The following is a 20,498-nucleotide window of genomic DNA, read 5'->3' on the forward strand; positions in this document are numbered from 1 at the left end:
CATGGCCAAGCGCTGCGACCAGTCCCCCGCCTGGGCCGAGCTGCAGGCCCACTTCGCCGCGGATGGTCGCGGCTTCGATGTCCGCGAGGCCTTCGCGGCTGATGGCGGCCGCTTCGGCAGGCTGTCCTTCGAGGCGCCGGAGGTCTTTGCCGACCTGTCCAAGAACCGCATCGACGCGCCGACGCTGGCCCTGCTGCTCAAGCTGGCACGCGACTGCGGCATCGAGGCCAAGCGCGACGCGCTGCTGCGCGGCGACCCGGTCAACACGACCGAGGGGCGGGCGGTGCTCCACACGGCCTTGCGGGCGCCGGCCGGCAGCGGGGCGCCTTTCAACGCCGAGGTGCAGGCCTCGCTCGATGCCATGCTGGCCTTTGCGGAAGGCGTGCGCCGGGGCGACCGCGGTGAGATCCGCGATGTCGTGCACGTCGGCATCGGTGGCAGCGACCTCGGTCCGGCCATGGTGGTGCAGGCCTTGCAGGCCTACGGCCGCCGCGACCTGCGCCTGCATTTCGTCTCCAACGTGGACGGCCACGACCTGGCGCCCGTGCTCGCCGGCCTCGACGCGAGGCGGACGCTCTTCGTCGTCGCCTCCAAGACCTTCACGACGCAGGAGACCCTGGCCAACGCCCAGGCGGCCAAGGCCTGGTTCCTGGCCCAGGGCGGGACCGACGTCGCTCGCCATTTCGTGGCGACGAGCAGCAACACGGCTGCGGCAGCCGCCTTCGGCATCGACACCGCCTTCGGCTTCTGGGACTGGGTGGGCGGGCGCTATTCGCTCTGGTCGGTCATCGGCCTGCCCATCGCCATCGCCGTGGGGGCGGAGCACTTCCGGGCTCTGCTGGCCGGCGCCCATGCCATGGACCAGCATTTCGCGTCGATGCCGCTGGAGCGCAACCTGCCCGTACTGCTGGGGCTGCTGGATGTCTGGTACCGCAACTTCCATGGCTTCACCAGCCGCAGCGTCGCGCCCTACCACCAGGGCCTGCGCAGACTGCCGGCCTACCTCCAGCAGTTGGAGATGGAGAGCAACGGCAAGGGCGTGGACCTCGACGGGCATGCCTTGTCCATCGGCACCTCGCCCGTCGTCTGGGGCGAGGCCGGAACCAACGGCCAGCATGCCTACTTCCAGATGCTGCACCAGGGCACGGATGTGATCCCGGTGGAGTTCATCGCCGTCAAGCGGCCCAACCACGGCGCGAGCGGTGAGCTGGCCGTGAAGCTGGCCGACCAGCATCGCAAGCTCTTGGCCAACTGCCTGGCCCAGAGCCAGGCGCTGATGCAGGGCAAGACCTCCGCCGAGGCCCTGGCCGAGAACGCACCGACGGCGTCCCAGACGCTGGACCGCGAGGTGCTGGCCCGGCATCGCAGCTTTCCCGGCAACCGCCCGAGCACGACGCTGGTGCTGGACGCGCTGACGCCGCGTTCGCTCGGCGCCCTGATCGCACTCTACGAGCACCGCGTCTTCGTCACCGGCGCGCTATGGGGCATCAACAGCTTCGACCAATGGGGCGTGGAGCTGGGCAAGGCGCTGTGCAACCAGCTGCTGCCGCGCCTGGAGTCCGGCGACGTTGCCGGGCTGGATGGTTCGACCGCCGGCCTGCTGAATCGGCTGGTGGCGGCATGAGGATCGTCTTCGACTTCGGCGGCGTCGTGTTCCGCTGGCATCCGGCCAGCTTCCTGGCCCGCATCTGGCCGCACCGCGTCGAGACGCTGGAGCAAGGCGCCCAGACCGCCGCGCAGTTCTTCCAGAACTATGGCGGCGACTGGGGCCTGTTCGACCAGGGCCTCATCGGCGCGGACGAAGTGGTGCGCCGCATTTCGGCGCGCACCGGCTGGCCGCGCGGCGAGGTCGAGGCGGTGGTGAAGGCCGTGCCCGACGAGCTGATGGCCATCCCGGCCACGGTGGTGCTGATCCGCGACCTCCGGGCCGCCGGGCATACCCTGCACTTTCTGTCCAACATGCCCGAGCCTTACGCAGACCATCTCAGCAGCGCCTACCCGCTGACCGAGTGGTTCGAGTCGGGCCTGTTCTCGGGGCGGGTCAAGCAGATCAAGCCTGGCGCCGAGATCTTCGAGATGGCGGAGAAGCACTTCGGTGCGCTGCCCGAGGAACTGCTCTTCCTGGATGACCATCCCGCAAACGTCGACGCGGCGCTGTCCCGCGACTGGCAGGCCTTCCTCTTCACCGATGCCGCCAGTGCGCGGCGCGAGTTCGTCTCCAGGCGCCTGCTCAGTGCATGAGGTGCTCGCCGCCAGACCCCGGCTCGTCGGGGTCCTGGGGCGGCTGGGCGGGCACGCGAAAGGCTTCGCTCGCCCAGGCGCCGAGGTCGATCTGGCGGCAGCGCTCGCTGCAGAAAGGGCGCCACTTGTTGCTCGGGGCGAAGACGCTGTCGCCGCCGCACTGCGGGCAGCGGACGATGCGCGCCTTGGGCTTGGCGTCGGCCGTCATGCGCACAGGGTCAGTTCGAAGCTGGCGTCCTCGGTGGCCAGCTTGAGCCGGCCTTCCTCGTCCTGACGCATCAACCGGATGGACACCATCAGGCGGTGGCCGGAAATCTCGGGGATGAGCCCGAGGCTGGGGTCGATGCGCATGCGCAGCAATTGGTAGACGCGGCCGGCCGGCAGGCTCTGCTGGAATTGACCGGCCACGGCCGCCACCTTGTGCGGTGCGCCGGAATCCCGCAACAGGCCCAGCAGGACTTGAAGCGCTTCAGCCATGGGCATCAGCGATTGCGCCCAGCCCATGAGGTCCTTGCGGCGGCGCACCGGCAGCAACTGCTGCCAGTTGTAGTAGGCGGGCAGGTCGAATTCGCAGGTGCCGCCGGGGATGCTGATGCGGCTGCGGATGCTCATCAGCCACTCGTTGCTGGCCAGGGCCGCGCCCGTCTTGCCGTTGAGTGCATTCAGGCGCTGGAAGGCGCCGTCGATGCGGGCGACGACTTCGTCGAGCCGTGCCTCGTCCACGCCGGGGCTGCCACGGTAGGCGTTGAACTGGGCCTTGTGCTTCTCGAGCTCCTTGAGCAGATCGCTCTTGAGGTCGGCCCGCGAGGCCACGTCGAGGATCTCGAACAGCGTGACCAGGGCGAAGTGGTGATCCAGCGCGGTGTCGCGCTCCATCAGGGCGCCGAGGCGGTCGAACAGGTGTTCGAGGCGGAGCATCGTGCGGATGCTCTCGTTGAACGGGTACTCGTACAGGACCACGGGCGGCAGACTTCAGTCAGGGCGACGTGATTGTTTCACAGCCCCAGCGCGCGGCCAGGCTCATGACCTCGTTTCTGAGCGTGACAAGGGCGATGCCATCGTTCACGAGGACGGCATCGGCAGCGGCGCGGCGCGCCTCGCGGGAGGCCTGCGCCGCCATGGCGCCGCGGACCCGCTCGGGCGTCCAGCCGGGGCGCTGCAGCACGCGCTGGCATTGGGTGTCGGCCGAGCAATCCACCACCAGCACCCGCGCGACACGCGCGCGCCAGCGGCCGGACTCGACCAGCAGCGGCACGTCGAACACCACGAGGGGGGCCGTCGCCGCGTCCGCTTGCCTCAGGGCCTCCGCGGTGATCAAGGGATGCAGGATGGCCTCGAGCCGGCGCTTGGCTGCGGCGTCGGAGAAGACAAGCGCGCGCATGCGGTCGCGATCCAGTGCGCCTTCGGTGGCGACGAAGTCGGCACCGAACTCCCGGGCAATGGCCGGCATGGCGGCACCGTCGGAGAGGGTCAGCCCACGGGAGATCGCATCGGTGTCGACGATGGCGGCTCCCGCCTCGCGGAGAAAGCCGGCCACCGTGCTCTTGCCGCTGCCGATGCCGCCGGTGAGGCCTATGCGCATCGGCGCCTTCAGGCCCAGCCGAGCCAGCCGAGGACGGTCTGCTGGCCGGCAAACAGGACGACGAGGCCACCGCCGGCCAGGAAGGGACCGAAGGGAACGTAGCGGCCTTCGCGCAGGCCGGCGCTCATCTTCAGCGCGATGCCGACGACGGCGCCGATGGCCGATGCGCCGAGGACGATGGGCAGGATCATCTGCCAGCCGAGCCAGGCGCCGAGGGCGGCGAGGAGCTTGAAGTCGCCGAAGCCCATGCCTTCCTTGCCGGTGGCCAGCTTGAACAGCCAGTAGATGGACCACAGCGACAGATAGCCGGCCACCGCGCCGATGACGGCCTTGTCGAGAGGCAGGGTCCAGCCCATCAGCGCGGCGACGAGGCCGCACCAGAGCAGCGGCTGGTTGATGGCGTCGGGCAGCAGCGTGGTGTCCCAGTCGATCATCGCCAGCGCGATCAGCGCGGCCACGAAGCCGCACCAGAGCAGGGTGGTCGGATGCGGCCCGAAGCGCCAGGCCAGGGCTGCGAACGCCAGGCCCGTGACGAGTTCGATGAGCGGATAGCGCTTGGAGATGGGCGCCTTGCACGACGCGCATTTGCCGCCCAGGCGCAGCCATCCGATCAGCGGCAGGTTCTCGTGCCAGCGCAACTGATGCCCGCAGTGAGGGCAGCGCGAGCGCGGGCGCGACAGCGTGAAGGGGGGCAGGGCCTCGATCCGCGTCCCATAGTCGTCGACGGCCTTGGCCAGCTTGTCGGCGTCGCCTTGCGGCACTCCGGCGACGCGAGCCATGGCGGCGGCGTCGGTCAGTTGCGCGGCCGATTCATGCAGCCACTGGCGTTCCAGCATCAACGGCAGCCGGTGGATGACGACGTTCAGGAAACTGCCGATGCACAGGCCGAGGAGGCCGAGGATCCAGGGCGAGAGCCAAACGGACCAGTCGATGGAATCAAGGGGCATGGTGGCGGCGAGGTGAATGGGAGCGGCAGCAATCTACCCGCATTCGTTGGTGACGCTGCACGGACTCAGACCACGGCGCCAATCTTGAAGATCGGCAGGTACATCGACACGACGATGCCCCCGATCAAGCTCCCCAGGATGACGATGATGAACGGCTCCATCAGACTCGACAGGGCCTTGACCGCTTCGTCCACCTCGTCCTCGTAGAACTCGGCGGCCTTGGCCAGCATGTGGTCCAGGGAGCCGGACTCCTCGCCGATGGACGCCATCTGCAGCACCATCGTGGGGAAGATGCCTGTCGTCTGCATGGAGGTGGTCAGCGCCGAGCCGGTGGAGACGTCGCGCTGGATCTGCTCGGTCGCCTCGGCGAACACGGCATTGCCCGAAGCCCCGCCCACCGAGTCGAGGGCTTCGACGAGGGGCACGCCGGCGGCGAACATCGTCGACAGCGTCCGCGTCCAGCGCGCGACGGCGGACTTGTACATGAGGTCGCCGAAGACGGGGATCTTCAGCAGCAGGCGGTCCATGCGCTTTTGCATCTTCTCCGAGCGCTTCCAGCTCTGCAGGAAGAAGTAGATGCCGCCGCCCAGCGAGCCGAAGATGGCCCACCACCATTTGACGAAGAACTCCGACATCGCGATGACGATCAGCGTGGGCGCCGGCAGATCGGCGCCGAACGAGGTGAACACCTCCTTGAAGGCCGGAATGACGAAGATCATGATGACCGCGACGACGATGAAGGCCACGACCATCACGGCGATCGGATAGGTCAGCGCCGACTTGATCTTGTTCTTGATCGCGACGGTCTTCTCCTGGTAGACCGCCAGGCGATCGAGCAGGGCCTCCAGGATGCCGCCCGCTTCGCCCGCCTCGACGAGGTTGCAGTAGAGGGCGTCGAAGTACATCGGGTGCTTGCGAAAGGCTGCCGACAGGCTGGTGCCGGTCTCCACGTCCTGGCGGATGTCGTTGAGGAGCTTGGTCAGGCGGGGATTGGTGGCGCCGCGCGCGACGATATCGAAGGATTGCAGCAGCGGCACGCCGGCGCGCATCATCGTCGCCAGCTGGCGTGTGAAGACCGCGATGTCCTTCTGCTTGATCGAGCTGCCGCCGCTGGTGCGACGTTTCTTGACCTTGTTGACGAGAATGCCCTGGCGGCGCAGGGTCGCGCTCACCATCGCCTCGCCGCCGGCGCGCAATTCACCCTTGACGATCTTGCCGTTACGGTCCTTGCCTTCCCATTCGAAGACGAAGTCCTTGGCGGGTTTTGCTGCGGCGGCGGCAGTGGCCATGCGCTCTCCTCGAGACTGATTATTCGTTGGTGGCGGACAGCACTTCTTCCAGCGTCGTCACGCCGGCGCGCACCTTGACCAGGCCGGACTGGCGCAGGTCGCGCACGCCTTCCTTCTTGGCTTGCTCGGCGATGTCCATCGCCGTTCCCTCGGCCAGGATGATGCGCTGGATGTCCTCGGTGATGGGCATCACTTGGTAAAGCCCCACGCGACCACGGTAACCATTCGTGCAATTGCTGCAACCGACGGCGCGGTAAGGCTTCCAGCTGCCGTCGAAGTCTTCCTCGGCGAAGCCCGCTTTGATCAAAGCCTCGCGGGGATAGTCGGCGGGCTGCTTGCAGTTCTCGCACAGGCGTCGTACCAGGCGCTGCGCCGTGATCAGCAGCACGCTGGAGGCGATGTTGAAGGGCGCCACGCCCATGTTCAGCAGCCGGGTCAGCGTCTTGGGCGCGTCGTTGGTGTGCAGGGTCGACATGACCAGGTGGCCCGTCTGGGCCGCCTTGATGGCGATGTCGGCCGTCTCCAGGTCGCGGATCTCGCCGACCATGATGATGTCCGGATCCTGGCGGAGGAAGGATTTCAGGGCGGCGGAGAAGGTCAGGCCTGCCTTGTCGTTGACGTTGACCTGGTTGATGCCCGGCAGGTTGATTTCGGCCGGATCCTCCACGGTGGAGATGTTGACTCCAGGCTGGTTGAGGATGTTCAGGCAGGTGTAGAGCGACACCGTCTTGCCTGAGCCGGTCGGACCGGTCACCAGCACCATACCGTAAGGCCGGGTGATGGCCGCCAGCAGGCGCTCCTTTTCGATCTTCTCGTAGCCCAGGGCGTCGATACCGAGCTTGGCGGAAGACGAGTCCAGGATACGGATGACGATCTTTTCGCCGAACAGCGTGGGCAGGGTGCTGACGCGGAAGTCGATGGACTTGGAGCCGAACTTCAGCTTCATGCGGCCGTCCTGCGGCACGCGGCGCTCGGCGATGTCCAGCCGGGAGATGACCTTGATGCGCGAGGACAGCTTGTCCTTGATGGCGATGGGCGGCTGGGTGATCTCGCGCAGTTCGCCGTCCACGCGGAAGCGCACGCGGTAGTGGAATTCGTAGGGCTCGAAATGCAGGTCGGAGGCGCGCAGGTTGATGGCGTCCACCAGCATCTTCTGCAGGAAGCGCACGACCGGCGCGTCCTCGACGTCGGCCAGCTCGGCCGACTCCTGCTGGGGTGTGGCGTCTTCCTCGGCGATGTCGAAGTCGAAGTCGCCCCCTGCGATGGACTCGAGCGTTTCGGCCGCGCTGGCGCCGGCGCTCACCAGCATCTTCGAGAGCTTGTCGTGTTCGACGATGACCCACTCGGGTTGCAGCTGGGTCGCGAACTTGATGCGCTCGATGACCTCCAGGTCGGTCGGGTCGGCCCCGCCGACGAAGAGCCGGTTCCCCCGGCGCGACAGCGCGACGACCTGGTATTGCTGCTGCAGCTTGGCGTCGATGACGTTCTGCGGCATGCGCTGGACGTCCATCGCCGACAAGTCCAGCAGCGGCAGCGCGAGGGCGCTGGACAGTGTGTGGGCCAGATCGAAGGGCGACACCTGGCCGCTGGCGATCACGGCGTTGACGAAGCTGATCTTCTTCTCGCGCGCCTGTTTGACGAGATCCTCGGCGGCCTTGGCTTGCAGCTTGCCGGCATGCACCAGCATGCGCGCGACCCCGGAGAGGGCAGACTGGTGCGGCTCGGCGAGCGTGGTTTCCACTGCTAGGGCGTCAAAGACGCAAAGATCGGACGTTCGGCGATTGTGCCAGTGGCCGACAACGCCAGAAGCGAGCGGATCTACGAGGTTTGGTGAAGGATTTCGGCTCTGCCGCAACTGCGTCGGCGTTAGGCCTGACTGTGTCGTTGCCGGCAGTCGTGTCCTCGTCCCGAGGGAAAGACTTGGTCGGGGTGAGAGGATTCGAACCTCCGGCCTCTACGTCCCGAACGTAGCGCTCTACCAGGCTAAGCTACACCCCGATTGTCTTTCGACCGCCCGTTGCGCGGCGCCTATTCAGGAATGCCGCTCAACCGACTGAATTGCGAATTCTAGCAGAGATTCCGTCCACTTGTTGCGAGGAAGCTGCTGAAGGCATTCGCTGGCCTGCCTGGCTTCGGCGCGGGCCGCTTCGCGGGTGGATTCGAGCGCGCCGGTCGAGCGCACGATGGCGACGATGTCCTGCAGCTTGTCCAGCTCGCCTTCCTCAATCGCGTGGCGCAGCAGCGCCCGCTGTTCCGGCGTGGCGCGTTCCATCGCGATCAGCAGCGGCAGCGTGGTCTTGCCTTCACGCAGGTCATCGCCGATGTTCTTGCCGAGTTCGTGCGTGTCGCCTTCGTAGTCGAGCACGTCGTCGATGAGCTGGAAGGCCGTGCCGAGGGCGCGGCCATAGGCGGCGCAGGCTTCTTCGACGTCAGCCGGCGCGTCGGCCAGCACGGCGCCGAGCCGGGCGCTCGCCTCGAAGAGCTTGGCCGTCTTGAAGCGGATGACACGCAGGTAGCTCTCGACGCTGATGTCGGGATCGTGCATGTTCATCAGTTGCAGGACCTCGCCTTCGGCGATGACGTTGGTCGCCTCGGCCAGCACCTCCAGCACACGCATCCGATCCACCGAGACCATCATCTGGAAGGCTCGCGAGTAGAGGAAGTCGCCCACCAGCACGCTGGCGGCATTGCCGAAGAGGGCGTTGGCCGTGGGCTTGCCGCGGCGCAGCGACGATTCATCGACCACGTCGTCGTGCAGCAGCGTGGCCGTGTGGATGAACTCGACGACCGCCGCCAGTTCGAAGCGGGCAGAGCTGTCAAAGCCCAGGGCGTTGGCGAACAACAGCACGAGCTTGGGGCGCATGCGCTTGCCGCCCGCGCGCACGATGTAATGTGCAATCTGGTCGATGAGGGCGACGTCTGAGCTCAGGCGCTGGGCGATGACGGCGTCGACCTGGGCCATTTCATCGGCCAGTACGGCGAGAGCCTCGGCAACTTGGGATGGGGACGAGGTTGACTCGACGCGCACTCTGGTCTCTCAAGCTAGTAATCGAAGGATTATAGGAAGCAGGGCGCCGCCGCCGCCCTCGTCGTGGGCGGTGCCAGCCTTCTGGTTCGTTAGGCGCCAGGGCCTGGAGGCATTGCCAAGCAGAAAAAGCTCAGGGTATACTCGCGGGCTCTTTGCATTTCGTGCGTCCATGGCGGGCGGCATGCGGGAGACACCAAAAATCGACAAAAAGGCCCGGTCTGGGGCGGCCATGCCGCGCAGCCGGGTGAATGCACCCACCCGGTGCGGAAGGATGAGTATGTACGCGGTCATTAAAACCGGCGGCAAGCAGTACAAGGTTGCTGCCGGTGAAAAGATCAAGGTCGAGCTGCTCGACGCGGAAGTCGGCGCCGAGGTCACCCTGGACCAGGTGCTGGCCGTCGGCAACGGCAGCGAGCTGAAGATCGGCGCTCCGCTGGTCGCCGGCGCCACCGTCAGCGCCAAGGTCGTGAGCCACGGCAAGCACGACAAGGTCCGTATCTTCAAGCTGCGTCGCCGCAAGCACTACAAGAAGAGCCAGGGCCATCGCCAGAACTTCACCGAGCTGGAAATCAGCGCGGTCAACGGCTGATCCAGCCGCTTACGCCACTTTCGAGGAGCTAACTCATGGCACAGAAAAAAGGCGGCGGTTCCACCCGGAACGGCCGTGACTCCAAGCCCAAGATGCTGGGCGTCAAGGCCTACGGCGGCGAACTGATCTCCGCGGGCTCGATCATCGTGCGCCAGCGCGGCACCCGTTTCCACGCCGGCACCAACGTCGGCATGGGCAAGGACCACACGCTGTTCGCCCTGGTGGACGGCCACGTCAGCTTCACCACCAAGGGCGCGAGCAACCGCGCGACCGTGGTGGTCACGCCCCTGGCCGCCTGAGGCGCCAGCCCCTGCGGGCGATTTGATCGCCCGGCCAGCCAAGCCCCGGCCATCCCGGGGCTTTGTCATTTCTGAAGCCTGAGGCGCCACAACACGGCGCATCCGGCCCTACCCAGCCATTACGATGGCCCGCCCGCCATGAAATTCGTTGACGAAGCCACCATCGATGTCGCCGCCGGCAATGGCGGCGCCGGCTGCGCGAGCTTTCGCCGCGAAAAGTTCATTCCCTTCGGCGGACCCGACGGCGGCGACGGCGGCAAGGGCGGCAGCGTCTGGGCCGAAGCCGATCGCAATCTCAACACGCTGATCGACTACCGCTACGCGCGCCGCCACGAGGCTCGCAATGGCGAGGCCGGCCGCGGCTCCGACTGCTTCGGCGCGGCTGCTGACGACATCGTCCTGCGCATGCCCATCGGCACGGTCATCACCGATCTCGAGACGGAGACGGTGATCGGCGAGCTGCTGGAGCCGGGCCAGCGCATCCTGCTGGCCAAGGGCGGCGACGGCGGCTTCGGCAACCTGCACTTCAAGACCTCCACCAACCGCGCGCCGCGGCAGAAGACGCCGGGCTGGCCCGGCGAGGCCAGGAAGCTGCGCCTGGAATTGCGCGTGCTCGCCGACGTCGGCCTCCTCGGCCAGCCCAACGCCGGCAAGTCGACGCTCATCACGGCCATCTCCAACGCCAAGCCCAAGATCGCCGACTACCCCTTCACGACCCTGCATCCCAACCTCGGCGTCGTGCGTGTCGGGCCGGAGAAGAGCTTCGTCGTGGCCGACATCCCCGGCCTCATCGAGGGTGCAGCGGAAGGGGCCGGCCTGGGCCACCAGTTCCTGCGCCATCTGCAGCGTACGCGACTGCTGCTGCACGTCGTCGATCTTGCGCCCTTCGACCCCGAAGTGGACCCGGTCAAGGAGGCCAAGGCCATCGTCGCCGAGCTCAAGAAGTACGACCCCGAGTTGCACGCCAAGCCGCGCTGGCTGGTGCTGAACAAGCTCGACATGGTGCCGGAGGAAGAGCGCGCCGCGCGCGTCAAGGACTTCATCAAGCGCTACCGCTGGAAAGGCCCGGTCTTCGAGATCTCCGCGCTGACCCGGGAAGGCTGCCAGCCCCTGGTCCACGCCATTTACGACCACGTTGCCGCGGAGCAGCGTGCCGTCGTCGAACCCGACATCCGCTTCGATACGCCCGATCCCGCCGAATGAGTCTGCTGTCCAGCGCCCGCCGCATCGTCGTCAAGGTCGGTTCCAGCCTCGTCACCAACGAGGGGCGTGGCGTCGATGCCGAGGCCATCGCCAACTGGAGCCGGCAGTTGGCCGCGCTTGCGGCCGAAGGACGCGAACTCGTGATGGTCTCCAGCGGCGCCATTGCGGAAGGCATGAAGCGCCTGGGCTGGACGACGCGGCCCAAGGAACTACACGAATTGCAGGCGGCGGCGGCCGTCGGCCAGATGGGCCTGGCGCAGATGTACGAGAGTCAGCTCAGTGCCCAAGGCATGCATAGCGCCCAGGTGCTGTTGACGCACGCCGACCTGGCCGACCGCGAACGCTACCTGAACGCGCGCTCCACGCTACTGACGCTGCTGGCGCATCGCGTGCTGCCGGTCATCAACGAGAACGACACCGTCGTCAACGACGAGATCAAGTTCGGCGACAACGACACCCTCGGTGCGCTCGTCGCCAACCTCGTCGAAGCCGATGCCCTGGTCATCCTGACGGATCAGCGCGGCCTGTATTCCGCCGATCCGCGCAAGGACCCTGCGGCCCGCTTCATCGACTCGGCCCAAGCCGGCGATCCGGAACTGGAGCGCATGGCGGGCGGAGCGGGTTCCAGCATCGGCCGCGGCGGCATGATCACCAAGATCCTGGCGGCCAAGCGCGCGGCCGGCAGCGGCGCCGGCACGGTCATCGCCTGGGGCCGCGAGCCCGACGTGCTGCTTCGCCTGGCGCGCGGCGAGGCCATCGGCACGGCCTTGCGTGCAGCCACGCCCAAGCTGCAGGCGCGCAAGCAGTGGATGGTCGATCACCTGCAGATGCGCGGAGCCGTCAAGGTCGATGCCGGCGCGGTGCTCAAGCTGCGCGGCGAGGGCAAGAGCCTTCTTCCCATCGGCGTCACCGAGGTGCAGGGCGACTTCCACCGGGGCGACGTCATCGCCGTGCTCTCGCCGGACGGCACCGAACTGGCGCGCGGCCTGGCCAACTACTCGGGGGCGGAGGCGCGGCTGATCGCCCGCAGGCCCTCGTCGGAGTTCGAGGGCTTGCTCGGTTATGCCGCCGAGCCGGAACTCATCCACCGCGACAACCTGGTGCTCCGCTAGGAGCCGCCGGTCATTCCTTGGCGTCGCCTTCCGGTGGCGCCGCGACCGTGGACTCCAGCGGCATGGGCCCGCTGTGCCGTTCCCGGTGCGCGGGGCGCATGCCGGCGCGCAGGTAGCGGTTGTGGTGGTTGATGCGCGGCAGGTAGCGCGCCAGCTCCGTCAGCGCCATCTCGTAGACGCCGCGCTTGAACTCGATGACGGCATCCAGCGGCACCCAGTACTCGTTCCAGCGCCAGGCGTCGAACTCCGGATGGTCGGTGGCGCGCAGGTTCATGTCGCAGTCGCGCCCCATCATCTGCAGCAGGAACCAGATCTGTTTCTGCCCGCGGTAGTGCCCACGCGCATCGCGCCGGATGAAGTGCTCGGGCACCTCGTAGCGCAGCCAGTCGCGCGTGCGGGCGATGATGCGCACATGCTCGGGGGTGAGTCCCACTTCCTCGTGGAGCTCTCGGTACATCGCCTGCTCGGGCGTCTCACCGTGCTTGATGCCCCCTTGCGGGAACTGCCAGGAGTGTGTCCGGATGCGTTTGCCCCAGAACACCTCGTTGCGCTGGTTGAGCAGGATGATGCCGACGTTGGGGCGGAAGCCTTCACGGTCGAGCATAATCAACCTCGAATCTCTAGTTGGTTCGATTATTGCATCGGGCCGCGATTGCGATACGGTCCTCGCTAACCCGAAGATTTGTCAGGTTTTGCCGCGAATTCGGCCGGGTTTTCACCCGGCCTTCGTTTTCTCATCCGCTCCCCCATGAAAGCCACCCAGTTCTTCGTCTCCACGCTGAAGGAAGCCCCCGCCGACGCCGAGGTCGTCAGCCACAAGCTGATGATGCGCGCCGGCATGATCAAGCGCCTGGGCGCCGGCATATACAACTACATGCCGATGGGGTTGCGCGTCATCCGCAAGGTCGAAAAGATCATCCGGGAGGAGATGGACGCGGCCGGCGCCGTCGAGTGCCTGATGCCCGTCATCCAGCCGGCCGAGCTGTGGCAGGAAACCGGCCGCTTCGACAAGATGGGCCCGGAGCTGCTGCGGGTGAAGGACCGCCATGGCCGCGACTTCATCGTGCAGCCGACCAGCGAGGAAGTCATCACCGACATCGCGCGCCAGGAACTGCGTTCCTACCGTCAGCTGCCGAAGAACTTCTATCACATCCAGACCAAGTTCCGCGACGAGCGCCGGCCGCGCTTCGGCGTGATGCGTGGGCGCGAGTTCACGATGAAGGACGCCTACTCCTTCGACCGTGACGTGGAGGCCGCGGGCCGCAGCTACGACAACATGTACCAGGCCTACTGCAAGATCTTCGATCGCCTGGGCCTGCAGTACCGCGCCGTCGCGGCCGATACCGGCGCCATCGGCGGCGACCGCTCCCACGAGTTCCAGGTCATCGCCGAGACGGGCGAGGACGCCATCGTCTACTGCCCGACCAGCGACTACGCCGCCAACATCGAGCTGGCCGAGGCCGTCGCCTTGCTGCCGTCGCGCGGCGAGGCCTTGCAGCCCCTGGCCAAGACGCCGACGCCCGGCAAGAGCACCTGTGAGGACGTGGCCCAGCTCCTGGGCCTGCCGCTGTCGCAGACGGTCAAGTCCCTGGTGCTGGCCACCGACGAACAGGATGCCCGCGGCGTGGTGGCCAAGACCCAGGTCTGGCTGCTGCTCGTGCGCGGCGACCACGAACTCAACGAAGTGAAGGCCGGCAAGGTCGACGGCCTCAAGGGCGGCTTCCGCTTCGCCACCGTCGGCGAGATTGAGGAGCACTTCGGCTGCAAGCCCGGCTACCTCGGGCCCATCGGCTTGAAGCAGCCGGTGAAGATCGTCGCCGACCGCACCGTGGCCGTGATGAGCGACTTCGTCTGCGGCGCCAACGAGGCCGACTTCCACCTGACCGGCGTGAACTGGGGCCGCGACCTCCCCGAGCCCGACCTCGTCGCCGACATCCGCAACGTCGTCGCGGGCGACCCTTCGCCGGACGGCCAGGGCCTGCTCGCCATCCAGCGCGGCATCGAGGTCGGCCATGTGTTCTACCTCGGCACCCGGTACTCGGCGGCGATGAACGCCACCTTCCTGGACGAGAACGGCAAGCCCAAGCTGCTGGAGATGGGCTGCTACGGCATCGGCGTCACGCGCATCCTGGGCGCCGCCATTGAGCAGAACCACGACGCCCGCGGCATCATCTGGCCGGACGCCATCGCTCCGTTCACCGTGGTGCTTTGCCCCATCGGCATGGACCGCAGCGACGAGGTCAAGGTGGCTGCCGAGACGCTGTATGGCGCGCTCAAGGCGCTCGGCGTGGACGTGCTGCTGGACGACCGCGGCGAGCGTCCCGGTGCCATGTTCGCGGACTGGGAGCTGATCGGCGTGCCGCATCGCGTCGTGCTCTCCGACCGCGGGCTCAAGGACGGCCAGGTGGAATACCAGGGCCGCCGCGACGAGGCCGCCGCCAAGCTGCCGGTGGGCGACGTGGTGGGGCACCTGAAGGGCCTGCTCAAGCTTTGAGGCGACGCCTCGCGCTGTCCGGCCTGCTGGCCGCGCCCCTCGTGGCGCGGGCCGGCGCCCAGGTGGAAGAGCCGCTGGCGGACGCCGTCCGTTCGGCGCTCAGCGCTTCCATCGCGCAGTCGGCACCGCCGCGCCCACGCTTCGACGACCCCGCCTTGCGCGAGGCCTATCTGCGCTGGCTGGGCACGATGAGCGAGCGGCTCAAGAACCGCAAGACGGAGACGCAGATCCGCGTCGAGTTCCTGGAGACGGTCTGGTACGAAGCCAAGCGGGCCGGCCTCGAACCCAGCCTCGTGCTCGGGCTCATCCAGGTCGAGAGCGGTTTTCGCAAGTACGCCATCAGCACCGCCGGCGCGCGCGGCTACATGCAGGTCATGCCCTTCTGGACCCGCGCCATCGGCGACGGCGACGCCTCGCGCCTCTTCCACATGCAGAGCAACCTGCGCTTCGGCTGCGTCATCCTGCGCCACTACCTCGATGTCGAGAAGGGCGACCTCTTCCTGGCGCTGGGGCGCTACAACGGAAGCCGCGGCCGGCCGGAGTATCCGAACGCCGTGTTCGCCGCGCGGCGGCAGTGGCTGCTGCCTGGGGAGAAGTGATCCGCGTGGTGCCTCAGAGGCCGGTCCAGGCCTTGGGCCGGGCCTCGGCCACGCCGGCCAGCTCGAGCACGCGCTCGACCGTCTCGGCCACCATCTCGTCGATGCTGCTCGGGCGGTGGTAGAAGGCCGGCAGCGGCGGGAAGCAGATGCCGCCCATCTCCGTCACCGCCACCATGTTGCGCAGGTGGGCGAGGTTGAGCGGGGTTTCCCGCACCATCAGGACGAGGCGACGGCGTTCCTTGAGCGTCACGTCGGCCGCGCGCGTCAGCAGGTTGTCGCCCAGGCCGTGGGCGATGGCGGCGAGCGACTTCATCGAACACGGCGCGACGACCATGGCCGCGGTGGCGAAGCTGCCGCTGGCGATGCAGGCGCCCACGTCGCCCGGGGCATGCGCCTGCGTGGCCTCGGCTTCCAGGGCCGATCGGTCCAGGCCGAGTTCGTGGTGGGCGTTGAGGATGCCCGCTGGCGTCGCCACCAGGTGCGTCTCGACGCCGAGTTCCCGTGCGCGGCGCAGCAGGCGCAGCGCATAGGCCGCGCCGGTCGCGCCCGTCAGTCCCACTACCAACCGTTGCGTCATGTCATCGAACCTTTGAAGGCCGGCACCTGGCGGCACAGTGCCTGACCAGGTGACTGCCGTGGAACCGGCTTTGCCGGGCCACGGGCAGCGTTCCCTTGAGGGGCCGCGCGCGAAGCGAGCAGGGGGGCGCGATTACGCGCCAGCCAGTGCCTGCTGCAGTTCGCCCGATTCGTACATCTCCATCATGATGTCCGAGCCGCCAACGAACTCGCCATTGATGTAGAGCTGTGGGATGGTGGGCCAGTTCGCGTACTCCTTGATGCCCTGGCGCACCTCTTCGTCCTCCAGCACGTTGAAGGTCTTGAGGTCGGTGGCGCCGGCCGCCTTCAGGATCTGGATGGCGCGGCCGGAGAAGCCGCACATCGGGAACTGGGCCGTGCCCTTCATGAAGAGCATGACGCGGTTGGACTTGACCAGGTCGTCAATGCGCTGCTGAACGTCGCTCATGGGGAATCTCGGAGTTGTCGTGTCAAAACCGTGATTATCCCGGAGCCCCCCCGGGCCGGCGCGGCCATCTCCCTGCGTGGAGACGGGCCTTGCCCGGCACGGGAGATCAGTAGCTGTAGGCCAGGCCCAGCTGCAGCAGGGGCTTGAAGCGGAGGTCGCGCATCGCGTCCTCGAAGCCCTGCGCGCTGCTGCGGCCCAGGCGCAGGCTGCCGACATTGCCCGACATCAGGCCGAAGTCGGCGCTGAAGGCCAGGCCGCTGCCCCGCAGGCGGCCGGTATAGCCCAGGCCCACGTAGGAGAGGTTGGAGCTGGGCTCCAGGGAATAGGTGTCGGGGCCGCTCAGCGCGAAGCTGCGCCGGCCGGCCGACAGCGGGCCGCTGCCGAGGGCCAGGCCGCCGCTGCTCTGCGACATCGACAAGGGGCCGAGCATCAGGCCGCCGGTGGCGCGCAGGCCGCCGCGCAGGCTGGCGAAGCCGGAACTGGTGAGGTAGTAGTCGCCCAGCAGGTTGGCGCTGAGGATGCGGGAGCCGCCGAGATGGGGCTTGCTGTCGGTGCCGGTGTCGACGCTGCTCAGCTGCAATCGCGCCTGCCAGCGCGGATGGCCGGTGTCGTCCGCCCAGGCCGACAGGGTGAAGAGGGCAGAGAGGCTCAGTACTGCAGCGCTGGCGAGGCGGGCCATGATCGTCTCCTGCGCGGTGCAACCGCTTGCACCGGGATTCGATACTACGCCGGCTGCGGGTTTCCGTGCATGAAGAACTGGGGGCAAAACATCACGCAAACGTGGCGGACGTTCGCCGCCCGGCAATCCAGCCTTCAGCCGGGCCAGCGCCCGCCGCTGGCGCGCGCACGCCCGCCCAGGTCGCGCCGCAGCGCGACCTCCCCGAAGCCCCGGCCGGACAACTGCCGCGCGACCGCCTCGGCCTGGTCCCAGCCGTGCTCCAGCAGCAGCCAGCCGCCGGGCGGCAGATGTTGCGGCGCCGCATCGATCAGCGTGCGCAGGTCGGCCAGGCCGTCGCCCCCTGGCGTCAGCGCGGTGAGCGGCTCGTGGCGCAGGGCCGGCAGGTGCGGGTCGTCGCCCGCGATGTAGGGCGGATTGCTGACGATGAGGTCGAAGTGCCGGCCGGCCAGCGGCTCGAACCAGTTGCCCTGCCGCCAGTCCACCTCCAGGCCCAGGGCCTCGCCGTTGGCGTGGGCGACCTCCAACGCCGGCGCGCTGAGATCGACGGCGCAGACGGTGGCTCGCCCGCAGGCGGCCTTGATGGCGAGCGCGATCGCGCCGCTGCCGGTACCCAGGTCGGCGACGGCCGGCCGGCCGGGCAAGCCGGCCAGCAGCTCGAGCGCCCAGTCCACCACGACCTCGGTGTCGGGCCGAGGGATGAGGGTGGCCGGCGTGACCCGCAGGTTCAGGCCGTGGAAGGGCTGACAGCCGGTCAAGTGGGCCAGGGGCTCGCCGTCGGCCAGGCGTTGCAGGGCCGCTTCGGCGCCCGGCACGGGGGCGTCGCCGTGGGTGATCAGCCAGGTGCGGTCCCGCCCGGCAAGGTGGGCGATCAGGGCCTGGGCGTCGCCGCGCTCGACACCGAGCCGGCGCGCCAGGGCCAGGGCCTCGTCGACCGTCACGCCCGGCCTTCCTCGAGCTGCGCGAGCTGCTCGGCGGCCTGGGCCGCCTGCAGGCCCTGGATGACGTCGCCCAGGTCGCCGTCCATGATCTGCCCGAGCTTGTAGAGCGTCAGGTTGATGCGGTGGTCGGTCAACCGGCCCTGGGGAAAGTTGTAGGTGCGGATGCGGTCGCTGCGGTCGCCGCTGCCGATCAGGCCCTTGCGCGTCGCGGCCTCCTTGGCCTCGCGCTCGACGCGCTCCTTGTCGCGCAGCCTGGCCTGCAGCACCGCCATGGCCTTGGCCTTGTTGCGGTGCTGGCTGCGGTCGTCCTGGCATTCCGCGACCAGGCCGGTGGGGATGTGCGTGATGCGGATGGCCGAGTCGGTCTTGTTGATGTGCTGGCCACCGGCACCGCTGGCGCGGAAGGTGTCGATGCGCAGGTCGGCCGGGTTGAGCGTGATCTCCTCGGCCTCGTCGGGCTCGGGCAGCACGGCCACCGTGCAGGCACTGGTGTGGATGCGGCCCTGCGATTCGGTCGCCGGCACGCGCTGCACGCGGTGGCCGCCGCTCTCGAACTTGAGCCGGCCGTAGGCGCCGCTGCCCTCGATGCGCACGACCAGCTCCTTGTAGCCGCCGAGGTCGGAGGCGTTCTCGCTCATCACCTCGCTGCGCCAGCCCTGGCTGTCGGCGTAGCGCAGGTACATGCGGGCCAGGTCGCCGGCGAACAGGGCCGACTCGTCGCCGCCCGTGCCGGCCCGGATCTCGAGGAAGGCGTTGCGGTCGTCGTCGGGGTCCTTGGGGACGAGGGCCAACTGCAGCTCCTGGTCCAGTGCAGCGAGGGCGGCCTCGTTGGCGGCGATTTCCTCGCGCGCCATCTCGGCCATCTCGGGGTCGGCCAGCATCTCGCGCGCGGCGCCCAGGTCAGCCTCGTGACGCTGGTAGCGGCGGTAGCGCTCGACCAGGCCCGACACCTCGGCCTGCTCCTTCGTCAGCGCGCGATAACGCTTCATGTCGGCGGCGATGCTGCCGTCGGCGAGGAGGGCGTCCAGCTCGGCGAGGCGGAAGCCGAGGCGTTCGAACTGCTGGCGCAGCGAGTCTTTCATGGCGAGATCGGGAGAAGGCAGTGAGGCGGCGCAGCTTGCGCGCCGGGCGGCGGGCAGGAGAGCGCCGCTAAGACTGCCTGCCGCGCAGGAAGAGCCGGGAGACGGTCTGCGCGAGCTGCAGGCGCTGCTCGCCGTCGCTGGCATGCAGTTCGGCCAGCGTGCCGTGCAGCAGCTTCTGTGTCAGGCCCTTGGACAGGGCGTCCAGCACCTCGTCGACGTTGGCCCCCTTGGCCAGCAGCTTGCGGGCGCGGGCGATCTCGAGGGCGCGCCAGTCGTCGGCCTGGGCGTGCAGGGCCTGGATGAGGGGCACCGTGTGGCGCTGGTCCAGCCAGTGCATGAAGCTCTGCACGCCGGTCTCGACGATGGCTTCGGCCTGGGCCACGGCGGCCTGGCGCTTCTCGCCGGCGGTCTGCACCTGCACGGCCAGCTCGTCGACGGTGTAGAGGTAGACGTCGTCCAGCTGGGCGACTTCGGGTTCGATGTCGCGCGGCACGGCCAGGTCCACCATGAACATCGGGCGGTGACGACGCTTCTTCAGCGCGCGTTCCACGGCGCCCAGGCCGATCAGGGGCAGGCTGGAGGCCGTGCAGGAGACGACGATGTCGAACTCGTGCAGGCGCTCGGGCAGTTCGGACAGGCGCATGGCTTCGGCGCCGAAATGCGTGGCGAGCTTTTCGCCGCGCTCCAGCGTGCGGTTGGCCACGGCCATGTGGCTGGGCGTGCGGGCCGCGAAGTGAGTCGCGGTCAGCTCGATCATCTCGCCAGCGCCGACGAAGAGGACGCGCGTGCGCGCCAGGTCCTCGAAGAGCTGGCCGGCCAGGCGCACGGCCGCCGCCGCCATGCTGATGGAGTGGGCGCCGATCTCGGTGGAGCTGCGCACCTCCTTGGCGACCGAGAAGCTGCGCTGGAAGAGCTGGTGCAGCGTCGTGCCCAGCGCCCCGGCCGCCTCGGCTTCACGCACGGCCTGCTTCATCTGGCCGAGGATCTGGGGCTCGCCGAGCACCATCGAGTCCAGCCCGCTGGCGACGCGGAAGGCGTGCCGCGCCGCGGCGCTGCCCTGCATGACGTAGGCGTGCTCGCGCAGGGCACCGGCTTCCACACCGCCCGTCTGGGCCAGCCAGGCGATGGCCGGCTGCACCTGCGCGGGCGGAGCGGCCATGTAGACCTCGGTGCGGTTGCAGGTGGACAGGATGGCCGCCTCCGGCGCGCCGGGCAGCTTCTGGCGCAGGCCGGTGAGCGAGGGGGCGATCTGCTCCAGCGTGAACGCGAACCGGCCGCGCAGATCCAGCGGGGCGGTGTGGTGGTTCAGGCCGAGAGTGAAGACCGACATGGAGGCGAATTGTAGGATTCGCCGCTTTTCCCGCCGCTGACGCCGATCAATCCGCGACCCAC

The 20,498-nt window shown here is 68.2% G+C and carries 22 protein-coding genes and 1 tRNA gene; 8 read left to right on the forward strand and 15 right to left on the reverse strand.

Annotation, left to right across the window (positions count from 1 at the left end):
- Nucleotide 1: 1 nt before the first annotated feature.
- Together pgi and LXT12_RS10300 are read left to right on the forward strand one after the other, a co-directional pair.
- A complete protein-coding gene (pgi, locus tag LXT12_RS10295; protein ID WP_233391684.1) occupies nt 2-1,624 on the forward strand; it encodes a glucose-6-phosphate isomerase in 1,623 nt (540 codons plus the stop codon).
- Complete coding sequence (locus LXT12_RS10300) at nt 1,621-2,241, forward strand: HAD family hydrolase (RefSeq protein ID WP_233391685.1); 621 nt, start codon at nt 1,621-1,623, stop codon at nt 2,239-2,241. The genes pgi and LXT12_RS10300 overlap by 4 nt, the downstream gene beginning before the upstream one ends.
- Here LXT12_RS10300 and LXT12_RS10305 read toward each other — a convergent pair.
- The 8 genes from LXT12_RS10305 to LXT12_RS10340 all read right to left on the reverse strand — a co-directional run bounded on the left by LXT12_RS10305 (nt 2,231) and on the right by LXT12_RS10340 (nt 9,021).
- Entirely contained in the window at nt 2,231-2,449 is a 219-nt protein-coding gene (locus tag LXT12_RS10305) for a DNA gyrase inhibitor YacG (protein ID WP_233391687.1), read from the reverse strand. The genes LXT12_RS10300 and LXT12_RS10305 overlap by 11 nt on opposite strands.
- The gene (zapD, locus tag LXT12_RS10310; RefSeq protein ID WP_233391689.1) at nt 2,446-3,201 is read right to left on the reverse strand and encodes a cell division protein ZapD; all 756 of its coding nucleotides are present in this window, start codon (nt 3,199-3,201) and stop codon (nt 2,446-2,448) included. The genes LXT12_RS10305 and zapD overlap by 4 nt, the downstream gene beginning before the upstream one ends.
- A 16-nt stretch (nt 3,202-3,217) precedes the next feature.
- Entirely contained in the window at nt 3,218-3,823 is a 606-nt protein-coding gene (gene coaE, locus LXT12_RS10315; RefSeq protein WP_233391691.1) for a dephospho-CoA kinase, read from the reverse strand.
- Nucleotides 3,824-3,831: 8 nt separating this feature from the next.
- A complete protein-coding gene (locus LXT12_RS10320) occupies nt 3,832-4,770 on the reverse strand; it encodes a prepilin peptidase (protein WP_233391693.1) in 939 nt (312 codons plus the stop codon).
- Nucleotides 4,771-4,835: 65 nt separating this feature from the next.
- Nucleotides 4,836-6,059 carry a type II secretion system F family protein gene (locus tag LXT12_RS10325; RefSeq protein WP_233391694.1) on the reverse strand — a complete coding sequence of 408 codons (1,224 nt, stop codon included), beginning with the start codon at nt 6,057-6,059 and terminating at the stop codon, nt 4,836-4,838.
- A gap of 19 nt (nt 6,060-6,078) precedes the next feature.
- On the reverse strand, nt 6,079-7,746 hold the full coding sequence (pilB, locus tag LXT12_RS10330) for a type IV-A pilus assembly ATPase PilB (RefSeq protein WP_233391813.1): 1,668 nt from the start codon (nt 7,744-7,746) through the stop codon (nt 6,079-6,081).
- A gap of 234 nt (nt 7,747-7,980) precedes the next feature.
- A tRNA-Pro gene (locus tag LXT12_RS10335) sits at nt 7,981-8,057 on the reverse strand.
- Between the two features lie 34 nt (nt 8,058-8,091).
- On the reverse strand, nt 8,092-9,021 hold the full coding sequence (locus LXT12_RS10340) for a polyprenyl synthetase family protein (protein WP_233391696.1): 930 nt from the start codon (nt 9,019-9,021) through the stop codon (nt 8,092-8,094).
- Nucleotides 9,022-9,364: 343 nt separating this feature from the next.
- On the opposite strand from LXT12_RS10340, the gene rplU reads away from it, so the two are divergent.
- From rplU to proB, 4 genes are all read left to right on the forward strand, one after another.
- A complete protein-coding gene (gene rplU / locus LXT12_RS10345) occupies nt 9,365-9,676 on the forward strand; it encodes a 50S ribosomal protein L21 (protein WP_233391814.1) in 312 nt (103 codons plus the stop codon).
- A 35-nt stretch (nt 9,677-9,711) separates the two neighbouring features.
- Nucleotides 9,712-9,975, forward strand: a complete 264-nt coding sequence (gene rpmA / locus LXT12_RS10350) for a 50S ribosomal protein L27 (protein ID WP_233391698.1) — start codon at nt 9,712-9,714, stop codon at nt 9,973-9,975.
- 138 nt (nt 9,976-10,113) lie between these two features.
- Complete coding sequence (gene obgE, locus LXT12_RS10355; RefSeq protein ID WP_233391701.1) at nt 10,114-11,178, forward strand: GTPase ObgE; 1,065 nt, start codon at nt 10,114-10,116, stop codon at nt 11,176-11,178.
- On the forward strand, nt 11,175-12,290 hold the full coding sequence (gene proB, locus LXT12_RS10360; RefSeq protein WP_233391702.1) for a glutamate 5-kinase: 1,116 nt from the start codon (nt 11,175-11,177) through the stop codon (nt 12,288-12,290). Before obgE ends, proB begins: the two co-directional genes overlap by 4 nt.
- 10 nt (nt 12,291-12,300) lie before the next feature.
- Here the strand turns inward: proB and LXT12_RS10365 are convergent, their stop codons facing one another.
- Entirely contained in the window at nt 12,301-12,894 is a 594-nt protein-coding gene (locus LXT12_RS10365) for an RNA pyrophosphohydrolase (protein WP_233391704.1), read from the reverse strand.
- A gap of 144 nt (nt 12,895-13,038) precedes the next feature.
- Between LXT12_RS10365 and LXT12_RS10370 the strand changes: the two genes are divergently transcribed.
- Nucleotides 13,039-14,784 carry a proline--tRNA ligase gene (locus LXT12_RS10370; RefSeq protein WP_233391705.1) on the forward strand — a complete coding sequence of 582 codons (1,746 nt, stop codon included), beginning with the start codon at nt 13,039-13,041 and terminating at the stop codon, nt 14,782-14,784.
- Complete coding sequence (locus tag LXT12_RS10375) at nt 14,781-15,383, forward strand: lytic transglycosylase domain-containing protein (RefSeq protein WP_233391706.1); 603 nt, start codon at nt 14,781-14,783, stop codon at nt 15,381-15,383. The genes LXT12_RS10370 and LXT12_RS10375 overlap by 4 nt, the downstream gene beginning before the upstream one ends.
- A 13-nt stretch (nt 15,384-15,396) precedes the next feature.
- Here the strand turns inward: LXT12_RS10375 and LXT12_RS10380 are convergent, their stop codons facing one another.
- The 6 genes from LXT12_RS10380 to hemA form a co-directional block, all read right to left on the reverse strand.
- Nucleotides 15,397-15,960, reverse strand: coding sequence for a UbiX family flavin prenyltransferase (locus tag LXT12_RS10380; RefSeq protein ID WP_233391707.1), 564 nt, complete (start codon nt 15,958-15,960; stop codon nt 15,397-15,399).
- A 132-nt stretch (nt 15,961-16,092) separates the two neighbouring features.
- Nucleotides 16,093-16,407 carry a Grx4 family monothiol glutaredoxin gene (gene grxD, locus LXT12_RS10385; RefSeq protein WP_233391708.1) on the reverse strand — a complete coding sequence of 105 codons (315 nt, stop codon included), beginning with the start codon at nt 16,405-16,407 and terminating at the stop codon, nt 16,093-16,095.
- A 106-nt stretch (nt 16,408-16,513) separates the two neighbouring features.
- Nucleotides 16,514-17,086, reverse strand: a complete 573-nt coding sequence (locus LXT12_RS10390; protein ID WP_233391710.1) for a hypothetical protein — start codon at nt 17,084-17,086, stop codon at nt 16,514-16,516.
- Nucleotides 17,087-17,220: 134 nt separating this feature from the next.
- The gene (gene prmC, locus LXT12_RS10395; RefSeq protein ID WP_233391711.1) at nt 17,221-18,024 is read right to left on the reverse strand and encodes a peptide chain release factor N(5)-glutamine methyltransferase; all 804 of its coding nucleotides are present in this window, start codon (nt 18,022-18,024) and stop codon (nt 17,221-17,223) included.
- Nucleotides 18,021-19,106 carry a peptide chain release factor 1 gene (gene prfA / locus LXT12_RS10400; RefSeq protein WP_233391712.1) on the reverse strand — a complete coding sequence of 362 codons (1,086 nt, stop codon included), beginning with the start codon at nt 19,104-19,106 and terminating at the stop codon, nt 18,021-18,023. The genes prmC and prfA overlap by 4 nt, the downstream gene beginning before the upstream one ends.
- 67 nt (nt 19,107-19,173) lie before the next feature.
- Nucleotides 19,174-20,436, reverse strand: coding sequence for a glutamyl-tRNA reductase (gene hemA, locus LXT12_RS10405; protein ID WP_233391713.1), 1,263 nt, complete (start codon nt 20,434-20,436; stop codon nt 19,174-19,176).
- Nucleotides 20,437-20,498 lie beyond the last annotated feature (62 nt).

This window comes from Pelomonas caseinilytica (assembly GCF_021353235.1).
Classification (GTDB): Bacteria; Pseudomonadota; Gammaproteobacteria; order Burkholderiales; family Burkholderiaceae_C; genus Pelomonas; species Pelomonas caseinilytica.